General features: G+C 67.1%; 16 protein-coding genes. 13 read left to right on the forward strand and 3 right to left on the reverse strand.

Annotated elements, in window-relative coordinates; genetic code table 11:
* The first annotated feature begins 3 nt into the window (after positions 1-3).
* The 13 genes from E3O39_RS12725 (at position 4) to E3O39_RS12785 (ending at position 11,371) form a co-directional block, all read left to right on the forward strand.
* On the forward strand, positions 4-798 hold the full coding sequence (locus E3O39_RS12725; protein WP_134448148.1) for an L-threonylcarbamoyladenylate synthase: 795 nt from the start codon (positions 4-6) through the stop codon (positions 796-798).
* Between the two features lie 2 nt (positions 799-800).
* On the forward strand, positions 801-2,024 hold the full coding sequence (locus tag E3O39_RS12730; RefSeq protein ID WP_134448150.1) for an MraY family glycosyltransferase: 1,224 nt from the start codon (positions 801-803) through the stop codon (positions 2,022-2,024).
* Positions 2,021-2,497, forward strand: coding sequence for a hypothetical protein (locus tag E3O39_RS12735; protein WP_134448155.1), 477 nt, complete (start codon positions 2,021-2,023; stop codon positions 2,495-2,497). The genes E3O39_RS12730 and E3O39_RS12735 overlap by 4 nt, the downstream gene beginning before the upstream one ends.
* A gap of 175 nt (positions 2,498-2,672) precedes the next feature.
* Positions 2,673-3,461 (forward strand): F0F1 ATP synthase subunit A, encoded by a 789-nt coding sequence (gene atpB, locus E3O39_RS12740; protein ID WP_134448157.1) that lies wholly within the window; start codon positions 2,673-2,675, stop codon positions 3,459-3,461.
* Positions 3,462-3,509: 48 nt separating this feature from the next.
* Entirely contained in the window at positions 3,510-3,746 is a 237-nt protein-coding gene (gene atpE, locus E3O39_RS12745) for an ATP synthase F0 subunit C (protein ID WP_134448159.1), read from the forward strand.
* Positions 3,747-3,779: 33 nt separating this feature from the next.
* Entirely contained in the window at positions 3,780-4,328 is a 549-nt protein-coding gene (locus E3O39_RS12750) for a F0F1 ATP synthase subunit B (protein WP_134448323.1), read from the forward strand.
* Positions 4,328-5,125 (forward strand): F0F1 ATP synthase subunit delta, encoded by a 798-nt coding sequence (locus E3O39_RS12755; RefSeq protein WP_134448161.1) that lies wholly within the window; start codon positions 4,328-4,330, stop codon positions 5,123-5,125. The genes E3O39_RS12750 and E3O39_RS12755 overlap by 1 nt, the downstream gene beginning before the upstream one ends.
* A gap of 87 nt (positions 5,126-5,212) precedes the next feature.
* Positions 5,213-6,850 (forward strand): F0F1 ATP synthase subunit alpha, encoded by a 1,638-nt coding sequence (gene atpA / locus E3O39_RS12760; RefSeq protein WP_134448325.1) that lies wholly within the window; start codon positions 5,213-5,215, stop codon positions 6,848-6,850.
* A gap of 51 nt (positions 6,851-6,901) precedes the next feature.
* Entirely contained in the window at positions 6,902-7,804 is a 903-nt protein-coding gene (locus tag E3O39_RS12765) for a F0F1 ATP synthase subunit gamma (RefSeq protein WP_134448163.1), read from the forward strand.
* 18 nt (positions 7,805-7,822) lie between these two features.
* The gene (gene atpD / locus E3O39_RS12770; protein ID WP_134448164.1) at positions 7,823-9,286 is read left to right on the forward strand and encodes a F0F1 ATP synthase subunit beta; all 1,464 of its coding nucleotides are present in this window, start codon (positions 7,823-7,825) and stop codon (positions 9,284-9,286) included.
* Positions 9,287-9,288: 2 nt separating this feature from the next.
* Entirely contained in the window at positions 9,289-9,555 is a 267-nt protein-coding gene (locus tag E3O39_RS12775) for a F0F1 ATP synthase subunit epsilon (protein WP_134448166.1), read from the forward strand.
* Between the two features lie 17 nt (positions 9,556-9,572).
* Entirely contained in the window at positions 9,573-10,343 is a 771-nt protein-coding gene (locus E3O39_RS12780) for a YaaA family protein (protein WP_134448168.1), read from the forward strand.
* 32 nt (positions 10,344-10,375) lie between these two features.
* On the forward strand, positions 10,376-11,371 hold the full coding sequence (locus tag E3O39_RS12785) for a malate dehydrogenase (RefSeq protein ID WP_174774851.1): 996 nt from the start codon (positions 10,376-10,378) through the stop codon (positions 11,369-11,371).
* A gap of 91 nt (positions 11,372-11,462) precedes the next feature.
* Here E3O39_RS12785 and E3O39_RS12790 read toward each other — a convergent pair whose 3' ends face one another.
* The 3 genes from E3O39_RS12790 to E3O39_RS12800 all read right to left on the reverse strand — a co-directional run bounded on the left by E3O39_RS12790 (position 11,463) and on the right by E3O39_RS12800 (position 13,789).
* A complete protein-coding gene (locus E3O39_RS12790; protein ID WP_134448172.1) occupies positions 11,463-12,083 on the reverse strand; it encodes a DNA-3-methyladenine glycosylase I in 621 nt (206 codons plus the stop codon).
* Positions 12,080-12,580: a methylated-DNA--[protein]-cysteine S-methyltransferase gene (locus tag E3O39_RS12795; protein WP_134448174.1), complete on the reverse strand. Its 501-nt coding sequence runs from the start codon at positions 12,578-12,580 to the stop codon at positions 12,080-12,082. Before E3O39_RS12795 ends, E3O39_RS12790 begins: the two co-directional genes overlap by 4 nt.
* A gap of 120 nt (positions 12,581-12,700) precedes the next feature.
* Positions 12,701-13,789, reverse strand: coding sequence for a medium chain dehydrogenase/reductase family protein (locus E3O39_RS12800; RefSeq protein ID WP_206751189.1), 1,089 nt, complete (start codon positions 13,787-13,789; stop codon positions 12,701-12,703).
* Between the last annotated feature and the right edge of the window lies 1 nt (position 13,790).

Consider the following 13,790-nt stretch of genomic DNA (forward strand, 5'->3'; position numbering starts at 1 on the left):
GCAATGACACGCATCTACGACTGCACGGTTGTCTCGGACTACGCAACCGGCATGAGACTGGCACGCTCGGCGATCGCTCGCGGCGCGCTCGTCGTCATCCCCACCGACACGGTCTACGGCCTTGCCGCCGACGCGTTCAGCCCAGAGGCCGTGCAACGCCTGCTCGACGCGAAGGGCCGCGGCCGGCAGTCGCCGCCGCCCGTGCTGATTCCGGGTATCGGCACCCTCGACGCGCTCGCGGTCAATATTCCTCAGCCCGTGCGGGAGCTCGTCGCGGAATTCTGGCCGGGCGGGCTGACTGTGGTGCTCCACGCCCAGCCCTCCCTGGTCTGGGACCTCGGCGACACCCGCGGCACCGTCGCCCTGCGGATGCCGAGCAACCCGATCGCCCTCGACCTCCTCGCCGACACCGGCCCCCTCGCCGTCTCGAGTGCTAATACGAGCGGCCTGCCGTCAGCGGTCGACGCGGCGACCGCCGCCGAGATGCTCGGCGAGAGCGTCGAGGTCTACCTCGACGGGGGAGCGGCCGGCACCGGCTACGAGCCGATCGGCGACCGGGCCGGCGATACCTCCTCGACGATCATCGATGCGACCGGCTTCCACACCAATGGCGGCAAGCTCGTGATCGTGCGGAAGGGCGTGATCTCCCGGGAGGCCCTCGCAGCCGTCGTCGGCGACGCGCTCGCACCGGAAGGCTTCGTCGCCCCCGTTGCCGCGACTCCGCAGGACGAGGTGCCCGCAGCATCCGCCCGCGAAGACGCGACCGGCGATTCGACCGAAACGGATGTCGCGGGCTAGCCATGACCGTATTCGTCCTGCTGGCCATCGTCTCGGCTGTTGTCACGGCCGTCCTCTCCTGGGTCGTGCTCAAGGTCAGCCACCGCTACAAGATCTATCCGAAGATCCGCCTGCGGGACGTGCACACCCGGCCGACCCCCCGGCTCGGCGGGGTCGCCATCTTCTTCGGCGTTGTCGCGGCCTTCGGGGTCGCCTACCTCATCTCCGCCCAGTTCGCGCCGCTCCGGCTTGTCTTCTCCGATCCTGAGCAGATCCTCGCCATCGTCGGCGCCGCCCTGATGATCGTGCTGCTCGGCGTCGCGGACGACCTCTGGGACCTCGACTGGATGACCAAACTCGCCGGCCAGTTCATCGCGGCAGGGCTCGTCGCCTGGCAGGGCGTCCAGGTGCTCTCCCTCCCGATCGGCGGGCTCACCGTCGGCTCCTCGTGGATGTCGATCCTGATCACCGTCTTCGTGATCGTGCTCGTGATGAACATGATCAACTTCATCGACGGCCTCGACGGCCTCGTCGCCGGGGTCGCCCTCATCGCCAACGGCGTCTTCTTCATCTACAGCTACCTGCTCGTACGGGACACCTCCCCGAGCAACTACTTCAACCTCGCCTCGGTGATCGCCGCGATCCTCGTGGGTGCCTGCATCGGCTTCCTGCCGCTCAACTGGCGTCCCGCCAAGATCTTCATGGGCGACTCCGGCTCCATGCTCGTCGGCCTCCTGATGGCGACCTCGGCGATCGCGATCACCGGCCAGGTCGACCCGACCGCGGTGAACCGGTCCCAGCTCTTTCCCGCGTTCATCCCCATCCTGTTGCCGTTCGCGATCCTGATCATCCCGCTGCTCGATTTCGCACTCGCCGTGTTCCGCCGGGTGCGCGCGGGCAAGTCCCCGTTCAGCGCCGACCGGAAGCACCTGCACCACCGGCTGCTCGACATGGGGCACTCGCACCTGCACGCCGTGCTGATCTTCTACGGCTGGACGGCCGCCGTAGCCGTCGGTTGCCTGCTCTATTTCGTGTTGCCCGTCTACTTCGGCGTGCAGACCTGGTGGGCGACGATCTTCCTGATCTGCGCCCTGGTCGCCTGCACGATCGTGACCCTCGCGCCGCTCAGCCGCTCCAAGAAGATCGAAGCGGCCACCCAGCTCGCCCACCCAGCCACCCTTCCCCACGACATCGTGAAGCTCGATCGCCTCGACGAGGCATCGACGCAAGCCGAGGAGCACGTATGAGCGCCACCCAGCCAGCCGGATCCCTGCAGCCGACGTCCAACCGGGTGTTCCGCAGCATCCTCGTCTACGGCGGCTACCTCGCCGGCGGCATCGCCGTGGTCGGGATGATCGCCGGCGGGCTCGCCGCCGGCGGCATCGGAGTGCTCAGCGCCCTGATCGGCACCGGGATGGCGCTCGTGTTCATGGGGATCACGGCAGGCAGCATCCTGATCGCCAACCGCTTCGCCGGGACCGCAGCCGCCGTCGGCGCGTTCTTCGGAATCGTCCTGGGCGGCTGGCTGCTCAAATTCGTGATCTTCCTCGTGCTCGTCGTGCTGCTCAAGGGGCAGCCCTGGGTGCAGCCGGTCGTGCTGTTCCTGAGTATCATCGCCGGCGTCATCGGATCCCTGATCGTCGACGTGGTGGTCATCCGCAAGAGCCGCGTTCCGTACGTGAGTGATCTGCCCCGCAGCGGAGAACAGAAAAACCGATGAATATTCACCCGCAGGATTCGGCCCGAGGTGGGTTTCTTGGTAGGGTAATGACCGGTTCGCCCCGCAGCGCTGCTTTTGTCGTGCTCGACGTTCCGACCCATTTTTCGTCTTCGCGAGAGCAGAGCTCCCCGCCCCGAACCAGGAGAAAGCGCTGCTAGAAACCGCCGTAAACCTGATGCTCCCGTTGGCTACCGGCGACGGTACCTTCCAAGGTCCATCCATCAATGAGTTCTTCCCCGAGGGCGTCTTCTTCGTTGGGACGCCATTCGAGATCAACCGGATCATGCTCATCCGCTTCATTGCGATGGCCGCCCTGATCCTGCTCTTCTGGCTCGGCACGCGCCGCATGAAGGTCGTACCGACCCGGCTGCAGAGCCTCGTGGAGATGGGCCTCGACTTCGCCAGGGTCAACATCGCGGAAAGCATCCTCGGCAAGAAGGAGGGCAAGCGTTTCCTGCCTCTCCTCACGACGATCTTCTTCCTCGTGCTGTTCATGAACCTCACCGGACCGATCCCGTTCTTCAACATCGCGGGCACGTCGGTGATCGGCGTTCCGCTGCTCCTCGCCGTCATCTCGTACTGCACCTTCATCTACGCCGGCCTCAAGAAGAACCCGGGCAACTTCGTCCGGAACTCGCTCTTCCCGCCCGGCGTGCCGAAGGCGCTCTACATCATCGTGACGCCGATCGAGTTCATCTCGACCTTCCTCGTGCGCCCGGTCACGCTGACCCTGCGACTGCTGATGAACATGATCGTCGGCCACCTGCTGCTGGTGCTGTTCTTCACGGCGACCCAGTTCTTCTTCTTCACGGCCGATGGAGCCTTCAAGCTCTTCGGTGCGGGCACCCTCGTCTTCGGACTCGCGTTCACCCTCTTCGAGGTGCTGATCGCCGTGCTCCAGGCGTATATCTTCGCCCTGCTCACCGCCGTTTACATCCAGCTCGCGGTGGCTGAAGAACACTAACCTCGAACCCGGCACTCGCCGTATTCGTCACAACGGAAGGAAACAAACGTGGACGCAACTACCGTTCTCGCGGCAATCTCAGGAAACATCGCCACTGTCGGTTACGGCCTCGCCGCAATCGGCCCGGCAATCGGCGTGGGTATCGTCGTCGGCAAGACCATCGAGGGCGTTGCTCGTCAGCCCGAACTGGCCGGCCAGCTCCAGGTCCTGATGTACATCGGCATCGCCTTCACCGAGGCGCTCGCGTTCATCGGTATCGCAACGTACTTCATCTTCACGTCCTAATCGTCCTCTTTTTCACCTAGATATGGAGGCATGATGCTTCACGCAGTAATTGCAGCCGCCGCGGAAGAGGCGCACAACCCGCTCCTTCCCGCATGGCCGGACATCATTTGGTCCGCGGTGTGCTTTGTCGTGATTCTGTTCTTCTTCTGGAAGCTCATCCTTCCGAGGATGCAGAAGATGCTCGACGACCGTGCTGAGGCCATCGAGGGCAACATCGCCAAGGCGGATGACGCCCAGCGCAAGGCCGAGGCCGCTCTCGAGCAGTACACGGCCCAGCTCGCCGACGCCCGTGCGGAAGCAGGCAAGATCCGCGACGTAGCCCGTGCGGACGGCCAGAAGATCATCTCCGAACTCAAGGAGCAGGCCGGCGCTGAGGCGGCCCGCATCACCGCGAGTGCCAAGGCCCAGATCGAAGCGGAACGTCAGGCGGCAGTTCTGTCCCTCCGTGCCGAAGTCGGCGCCCTGGCCATCGACCTCGCGTCCGGTGTCATCGGCGAAAGCCTGACGGACGACGCGAAGGCGAGTGCCATCGTCGACCGTTTCCTGGCCGACCTTGAGGCCTCGGAGAAAGCAGCTAAGTAATGGGAAGCGCCACCAGGGAAGCTTTGGCCTCAACGAGGGCGGTTCTCGCCGCCCACGGCCGAACGACCGATCTCGCAACGGGCGAAGGCCTGCTCGACTCCGGCCGTGTCATCGGCGACTCTGCGCAGCTGCTGTCTGCCCTGGTCGATCCCGCCGCGGATGCCGCAGCCAAGGCGGCACTCGTTGCCGCCGTGTTCTCGGCGAAACTGACCCCCACGGCACTGGACCTGCTCCAGTCGGTGGCCGCCGCGCGCTGGTCGAGTCACTCCGACCTGCTCGCCGGCATCGAAGAACTGGGGCTGCGGGCCGTTGCGGCCTCTGCCCCGGTCGCGGGTGCCGTGGAAGCGGAATTGTTCGAATTCGGAACGGCCGTCGCGTCGAACGGTGAACTCGAACTGGCACTTGCCTCGAAGCTCGGCGCGGTCAGCGCCAAGGTCGGGCTCATCGATTCCCTGCTCACCGGCAAGGTTTCGGAACAGACCCTCGTGATCGTGCGCCACCTCGTGCAGCAGCCCCGCGGCCGTCGCATCGGTGCACTCCTGCGTTTCTCCGCGACAATCGTCGCGGACGAGGGCGGCACCGCGATTGCGACCGTCTCGACGGCCGAGCTACTGAGTTCCGCACAGCTGGAGCGCCTGCGCACCAGCCTCACGGCACGATACGGACGTACGCTGACGATCAACCAGGTCATCGACCGCTCCCTCGTCGGCGGTGTCCGCGTGCAGATCGGTGACGACGTCATCGACGGCACCATCGCCACCCGCCTCAAGGATTTGCGACTCCAGCTTGCCGGCTGACCTCTGGTCAGACGGAACAGAAAAACCACGAGCGGCAACGCTTCGTTCAAGACAGAACCTGTACAGCCGTACGGGAAAGGGAAGATGATGGCAGAACTAACGATCAGCCCCGATGAGATCCGCGATGCTCTCCAGGACTTCGTCAAGTCCTACGAGCCGAGCAAGACCGCGACCGCGGAGGTCGGCTACGTCACGACAGCCGGCGACGGTATCGCCCACGTCGAGGGCCTGCCCAGCGTGATGGCCAACGAGCTCATCAAGTTCGCCGATGGCACCCTGGGCCTCGCCCAGAACCTCGACGAAGACGAGATCGGTGTTGTCGTGCTCGGCGAGTTCGCCGGCATCGTCGAAGGCATGGAGGTGCACCGCACCGGAGAGGTGCTCTCCGTTCCCGTCGGCGACGGCTACCTCGGTCGCGTCGTGGACCCGCTCGGCGCCCCGATCGACGGCCTCGGCCCGATCGAGAGCGAAGGCCGTCGTGCCCTCGAGCTGCAGGCGCCCGGCGTCATGGACCGCAAGTCCGTGCACGAGCCGATGCAGACCGGCATCAAGGCGATCGACGCGATGATCCCGATCGGCCGCGGACAGCGCCAGCTCATCATCGGTGACCGCCAGACCGGCAAGACTGCCATCGCGATCGACACCATCATCAACCAGAAGGCCAACTGGGCCTCGGGAGACGTGAACAAGCAGGTTCGCTGCATCTACGTCGCCATCGGCCAGAAGGGCTCCACGATCGCCGCCGTCAAGGGCGCGCTCGAGGATGCCGGCGTGATGGAGTACACGACCATCGTCGCCTCCCCGGCGTCCGACCCGGCCGGCTTCAAGTACCTCGCGCCGTACACCGGTTCGGCAATCGGCCAGCACTGGATGTACGCGGGCAAGCACGTCCTCATCATCTTCGACGACCTGTCCAAGCAGGCGGAGGCCTACCGCGCCGTTTCGCTGCTGCTGCGTCGTCCGCCGGGACGCGAAGCGTACCCCGGCGATGTGTTCTACCTGCACTCCCGTCTGCTCGAGCGTTGCGCCAAGCTGTCCGACGCGCTCGGCGCGGGATCGATGACCGGCCTGCCGATCATCGAGACCAAGGCGAACGACGTGTCTGCGTACATCCCGACCAACGTGATCTCGATCACCGACGGCCAGATCTTCCTGCAGTCCGACCTCTTCAACGCCAACCAGCGTCCGGCGGTCGACGTGGGTATCTCGGTCTCGCGCGTCGGTGGCGATGCGCAGGTCAAGTCGATCAAGAAGGTCTCCGGAACGCTCAAGCTCGAACTGGCGCAGTACCGCTCGCTCGAAGCCTTCGCGATGTTCGCATCCGACCTCGACGCCGCCAGCCGTCGCCAGCTCGCCCGCGGCGCCCGCCTGACCGAGCTGCTCAAGCAGCCGCAGTACTCGCCGTATCCGGTCGAGGACCAGGTCGTCTCGATCTGGGCAGGCACGACCGGCAAGTTCGACGAGGTTCCCGTCGAGGACGTGCTCCGTTTCGAGCGTGGCCTCCTCGACCACCTCGGACGCAACACCGAGGTGTTGAAGACGCTGCGCGACACGAACGTGCTGAGCGATGAGACCGTTGAGATCCTCGAGCGTGAGGTCAGCGTCTTCAAGCGCGAATTCCAGACCGGTGAGGGCAAGCCGCTCGCCTCCGTCGGCAAGGAACAGTTCGAAGCGATCACCGCCGACGACGTGAACCAGGAAAAGATTGTCAAGCACCGCCGCTAACCCGCGCGCTGAGACAACCACTATTCACTGAGAAGGAAGCACAGGAGACACATGGGAGCGCAACTTCGGGTCTACCGGCAGAAGATCAAGTCTGCCCAGACGATGAAGAAGATCACTCGGGCCATGGAGTTGATTTCGGCCTCGCGCATTCAGAAGGCGAGGGCGAGGGTTTCGGCCTCGACTCCGTATTCGCAGTCGATCACCCGGGCGGTCTCGGCCGTCGCGACGTATTCCAACGTCGCGCACGTTCTGACCACCGAACCGGAGAAGATCGAGCGCGCCGCGGTCGTCATCTTCACGTCGGACCGAGGCCTCGCGGGAGCATTCAGTTCCCAGGTGCTGCGCGAAGCGGAGTCACTCAGCGAACTGCTGCGCAGCCAGGGCAAGGACGTCGTCTATTTCCTCGTCGGACGCAAGGCCGTCGCCTACTTCGGCTTCCGCCGGCGTGCGTCCGAGCGGGTCTGGACCGGCGGCACCGACCAGCCGCAGTTCGAGATTGCGCGAGAGATCAGCGAGTCGCTGCTCGAGACCTTCCTTCGCGATGCCGAAGACGGTGGCGTCGACGAGATTCACGTGGTGTTCAACCGCTTCGTGAGCATGGTCACCCAGGTGCCCCAGGTCGTCCGACTGCTTCCCCTCGAGGTCGTCGAAGGCGTGGAGGAGCCCGGAGACGGGCAGGTCCTGCCGCTCTACGAATTCGAGCCGGACGTCGAGACGGTCCTGGACGCGCTCCTGCCGGTGTACATCGAGAGTCGCGTGTTCAACGCGATGCTCCAGTCGGCCGCCGCCGAGCACGCAGCACGCCAGAAGGCGATGCAGTCGGCCGCCGACAACGCCGACAAGTTGATCACGACCTTCACCCGGCTGTCCAACAACGCCAGGCAGACCGAGATCACCTCGCAGATTTCCGAGATCGTGGGTGGGGCCGATGCGCTCTCATCCGCCAAGAACTAAACCAGAGAAGAGAGAGCAATGACTGACATCGCAACCGCGCCAGTCCACGCGCCGGCCCCGACCGTTGCCGTCGGCCGGATCGCCCGCGTCACGGGCCCGGTCGTCGACATCGAGTTCGCGCACGACTCGATCCCGGGCATGTACAACGCACTGAAGACCACCATCGTCATCGGTGACGTCTCCACTGAGATCACCCTCGAGGTCGCCCTGCACCTCGGAGACGACCTGATCCGAGCGATCGCGCTGAACCCGACCGACGGCCTCGTCCGCGGCCAGGAGGTCCGGGACACCGGAGCTCCCATCATGGTTCCGGTCGGCGAGGTCACCAAGGGCCGCGTCTTCAACGCCATCGGTGAGGTGCTCAACGCCGAGCCCGGCGAGAAGATCGAGATCACGGAGCGCTGGCCCATCCACCGCAAGCCGCCGCCCTTCGACCAGCTCGAGGCCAAGACCCAGCTGTTCGAGACCGGCATCAAGGTCATCGACCTGCTCACGCCGTACGTCCTCGGCGGCAAGATCGGCCTCTTCGGTGGAGCCGGCGTCGGCAAGACCGTCCTCATCCAGGAAATGATCCAGCGCGTCGCGCAGGACCACGGCGGTGTCTCGGTTTTCGCCGGAGTCGGCGAGCGCACCCGTGAGGGCAACGACCTCATCAAGGAAATGGAAGAGGCCGGAGTCTTCGACAAGACCGCCCTCGTGTTCGGCCAGATGGACGAGCCGCCGGGAACGCGTCTCCGCGTCGCCCTCTCCGCGCTGACCATGGCCGAGTACTTCCGCGACGTCGCCAAGCAGGACGTGTTGCTCTTCATCGACAACATCTTCCGCTTCACCCAGGCCGGCTCCGAGGTGTCGACCCTGCTGGGTCGCATGCCGAGCGCCGTGGGCTACCAGCCGACCCTGGCCGACGAGATGGGCATCCTCCAGGAGCGCATCACCTCGACCCGTGGCCACTCGATCACGTCGCTGCAGGCCATCTACGTGCCCGCTGACGACTACACCGACCCGGCACCGGCGACGACCTTCGCCCACCTCGACGCCACGACCGAGCTGTCCCGCGAGATCGCGTCGAAGGGCCTCTACCCGGCCGTCGACCCGCTCACCTCGACCAGCCGTATCCTCGACCCCCGTTACCTGGGCGTCGACCACTACAACACGGCCGTCCGCGTCAAGGCGATCCTCCAGAAGAACAAGGAACTCCAGGAGATCATCGCGATCCTCGGTGTTGACGAACTCTCCGAGGAAGACAAGGTCACCGTTTCGCGGGCCCGTCGCATCCAGCAGTTCCTCTCGCAGAACACCTACATGGCGAAGAAGTTCACCGGTGTCGAGGGCTCGACGGTTTCGCTCAAGGACACCATCGAATCCTTCACCGCGATCGCCAATGGTGACTTCGACCACGTCGCCGAGCAGGCATTCTTCAACGTCGGTGGCATCTCCGACGTCGAAGAGAAGTGGGCGAAAATCCAGAAGGAGAACGACTAGCCATGGCAGGAGCCCCGCTCACCGTCAGCGTCGTCTCTGCCGACCAGGAAGTCTGGTCCGGCGAGGCGACCATGGTCGTCGCGCGCACCGTCGAAGGCCAGATCGGCATCCTGCCTGGCCACGAGCCGTTGCTCGCCATCCTGGCGAGCGGCGAAGTGCGCCTGACCCTGCCCGGCGGCGAGAAGATCGTCGCGCAGGCGGAGGACGGCTTCCTGTCGGTCGCCAACAACCAGGTCACGATCGTCGCGCGCAAAGCGGGGCTCGTCTAGCCGTGTCGATCTAGCCCGTGCTGCTCCTGCTGCCGCCGTCCGAGACGAAACGCACAGGCGGTACCGGCGAACCGCTCGATCTGAATCACCTCAGGTACCCGTCGCTGAACGCTCAGCGGCGGGTACTCGTGCGTGAGCTGCGCTCACTCGCCCGGCACCCCGAAGCCATGATGGCCGCCCTCAAGCTCGGCCGCACCCAGTCCGGCGAGGTCGCCCACAACCGGGCGCTCACAACCGCCCCGACGACGGCGGCCCTCGACCGGTACACCGGGGTGCTCTACGACGCGCTCGACGCCCCGACCCTGACCCTCGCCGACCGCGACTGGGCCGCGGCCCACGTGCTGGTCCACTCGGCCCTGTTCGGTCCGATCGGCGCCCTCGATCCGATTCCGGCCTACCGGCTGTCGACGACGAGCCGGCTGCCCGGACTCGTGCTGAAGCAGCACTGGGGGCCGCGCATCGCGGCACTGCTCGCCCAGGAGCCCGGCCTCGTGCTCGACCTCCGCTCCGCGGGTTACGTCGCCCTCGGTGCCGCACCGGCGCGGGTCGGCTCGGTCGTGCTCCGCGTCGTGACGGAGACCCCCGATGGGCAGGTGCGCGCCCTCAACCACTTCAACAAGACCGCGAAGGGCCGGTTCACCCGTGCCCTGATCCGGAGCGCCCCCGAGCTCGCGACCGTCGACGACTTGCTGGACTGGGCTCCCGGCGCCGGCTTCACCCTGCGTGCGGCGGGGCCCGCCTCGCTCGAGCTTCTGGAAGACGCGCCGCTCGCCAGGGCCCTCGCCTGACGAACCCCGGCACCCGGCCGTATGCTGGCAGCGTGTCCACTCCAACGATGAATGTCACCGTAACCGGCGCCGGCGGCCAGATCGGCTACGCGCTGCTCTTCCGGATCGCGTCCGGCCAGATGTTCGGCCCGACGACCCCGGTCAACCTCCGGCTCCTCGAAATCCCGGCCGGGCTCGCCGCCGCGGCGGGGACGGCCCTCGAACTCGAGGACTGCGCCTTCCCACTGTTGCGGGACGTGATGGTGACGGATGACCCCACGCGCGCCTTCGACGGGGTGAACGTCGCCCTCCTCGTGGGCTCCCGTCCGCGCGGCATCGGCGAGGAACGCGTTGCGCTTCTCGAGGGGAACGGCCGCATCTTCGGGCCGCACGGCACCGCCATCAACGCGGGGGCGGCATCCGACGTTCGCGTGCTCGTCGTGGGGAATCCGGCCAACACGAACGCGCTCGTCGCCGCCGCGTTCGCACCGGACATTCCCGCCGAGCGCTTCATCGCGCTGACCCGGCTCGACCACAACCGCGGCGTCGCCCAGCTCGCGGTGCGGCTCGGGGTGCACGTCTCCGAGATCGACGGCCTCGCCATCTGGGGCAACCACTCGGCGACGCAGTATCCGGACGTCTTCCACGCGACGGCCGCTGGGCGACCGGTTCGCGAGCTCGTCGACGAGGACTGGCTCGCCGGAACCTTCATTCCGCGGGTCGAGAAGCGCGGCTACGAGATCATCACCGCGCGCGGCGCCTCCTCGGCGGGGTCGGCAGCCGAGGCGACGATCGACCACGTCTACGACTGGGTGCACGGCACCGGCGCGCGCTGGACATCCGCCGCAATCGTCTCCGACGGCTCATACGGGGTGCCGGAGGGCCTGGTCTGCTCCTTCCCGGTGCGGTCGGTCGACGGCCAGTGGCAGATCGTGCAGGGCCTCGAACTGAACGCCTTCTCCCGGACCCGGATCGACGCATCCGTTGCCGAACTCATCGAGGAACGCGACCACGTGCGCGCCCTCGGCCTTCTTCCCGCCGCCCGCTGACCGCCTCTTCACTCTCGGCCAGGGTTACCTTTCCGGTCGAAAGTGCCAGATGCGTCGGTCACTCTCGACCGGAAAAGGAACTCTCGCTCGGTCAGGGGGCGCGGTGGCAGCCGGCGATGTGGTCGTCGACGAGGCCCGCGGACTGCATCAGCGCGTACATCGTCGTCGGGCCGACGAAACGGTAGCCGCGGGTGCGGAGATCCTTGCTGAGCGCCGTCGAATCCGGGGTGATCGCCGGGACGTCTCCGAGTTCCCGCGGCCGGATGGCGCGGGCGGGCGGAGCGAAGCTCCAGATCAGGTCGCTGAGACTCTCGCCGAGGTTCTGGGTGACCCTGGCATTGCCGATCGCGGCCTCGATCTTGCCGCGGTGCCGGATGATGGCGGCGTTGTCGAGGAGCCGTTCGACGTCGGCCGCGGTCATGGCCGCGACCCTGTCGACGTCGAAGCCGTGGAACGCCGCACGGAACGCCGGTCGGCGACGAAGGATCGTGATCCAGGAGAGACCGGCCTGGAACCCCTCGAGGCAGAGCTTCTCGAAGAGCCGCTCATCGTCGCGGAGGGGGCGACCCCACTCCTCGTCGTGGTACCGGCGGTACTCCGGGTCGCCGTTCGCCCACGCGCAGCGTACGACTCCGTCGTCACCGGTGCGGAGGGCGCTCGGGGGCGCCGCCGGGAGTGCCGTCGCACCGCCCCTGGGCGCCGGGTCGGTCACGAACGGTACTCGATGCCCTCGTGGCCGAGCAACCACTCCTTGGTCGGGATGCCGCTGCCGCCGCTGTAGCCGGTGATGCGGCCGTTGCTCGCGAGCACGCGGTGGCAGCCGATCAGGATCGGCAGCGGGTTCGCGCCGACGGCCCCGCCGATCGCTCGGCCGGAGCCCGGCCGGTCGATGGAGAGGCCGAGTTCGCCGTAACTCGTGACCGTTCCGAAGTCGAGCTCGTCGAGGCGCGCCCAGACCGCACGCTGGAATGCGGTGCCGCCGGCGAGGTGCAGCGGAACGTCGAAACGGGTGCGGGTGCCCGCGAAGTACTCGGTGAGCTGTTTCGCCGCTTCTTCGAGCACGGGGGAGGGGTGCTCCGGCTGGGTTTCGAGCGGCAGGTGCCCGTCGCGCTCGATGGCGAGCGTGAGGACGCCGACGTCGTCGCCGGTGAGTTCCAGCCGGCCGATGGGGCTGGGGAGACGGATCAAGGCGGTCGGGATGCTGTCCATGGTTCGACTGTAGTCGGCGTCCGCGCGCGCCTCTGGCGGGTTTCGGACCTGGGGAAAACCCGGCGCGAGCCGCGTCTGGTGGGGAGGCGCGGCATCCGTGCCCGGGCCGGATGCCGCGGCTCAGGGGATCAGGATCACCTTGCCGAGGGCGCTGCGCGACTCTGCAAGCCGCATCGCGGCCGCGGCCTCGACGAGCGGGAACCGTGCGGCGATCTGCGGGGTGACGATGCCGCGCTCGACGAGGTCGAGGACCGCGGTGAGGTCCTCCCTGTGGTGCCTGCGATAGGCGGCCGGCGTGACCCGGTGCCCGGCCCAGAAGTCGTAGAACAGGGCGCGGTGGCCGCCCGGCAGGGTGTTCCAGAGGGTGAGCCGGGCGAGCAGCCCGATGAAGAGCGGCAGGAGGGACCCGGTGTCCTTGAGGGCCGAGGCGATGCCGTACGAGACCAGGGTGCCTCCGCGAGCAAGCAGGCTCTTCGAGATCCGGGCGCTCGCGAGGCCGAGGTGGTCGAAGGCGGCGTGGACACCGCTGGGGGCGAGCTCGCGGACGCGGGCGGCGAGGTCCGGGTCCGAGTAGTCGACCGGCTCGACCCCGAGGCCGCGGAGGGCCTCATGGTGCCGGGGAGCGGCCGTTCCGATCACCCGGATTCCCGCGTGGCGGGCGAGCTGCACGAGAATCGTGCCGACTCCGCCGCTCGCCCCGTGCACGAGGATGGTCTGGCCGCTCCCGACACGCGCCTTCCGGTGCAGCATCTGCCAGGCGGTGATCCCGTTGACGATGACAGACTCGATGATCGCCGGATCGAGCCCGGCTGGCACCGGCACGAGGTCGGCGGCGGGCACGAGCGCTTCGCTCGCCCAGCCGCCGGTCTTGGTCGCTGCGGCGACACGCCCGCCGATGAGAGCGGGATCGACACCCGGGCCGACGGCCTCGACGACGCCGACGAGGTCGTAGCCGGGAACGAACGGGAACGCGGGCTGGCCGGGGTAGCGCCCGCGACGCATCGACTGTTCGGCGAACGAGATGCCGCTCGCCTCGACGCGCACCCGGGCCTGGCCGCGGGACGGTGCCGGCAGCATCCGCCGCCGGATCTGGAAGCCGTCCGGTTCGACCACGCCGGGCATCACGATCTCGGTGGTGAGCGTGGGGGAGGCGTTCGGTGTAGCGGTGGCCGTCGCGGGTGTCATTGCGGGCTGGATGTTGTTCGTCATG

It is taken from the genome of Cryobacterium sp. MDB2-A-1 (assembly GCF_004402675.1).
GTDB classification, from domain to species: Bacteria; Actinomycetota; Actinomycetes; order Actinomycetales; family Microbacteriaceae; genus Cryobacterium; species Cryobacterium glucosi.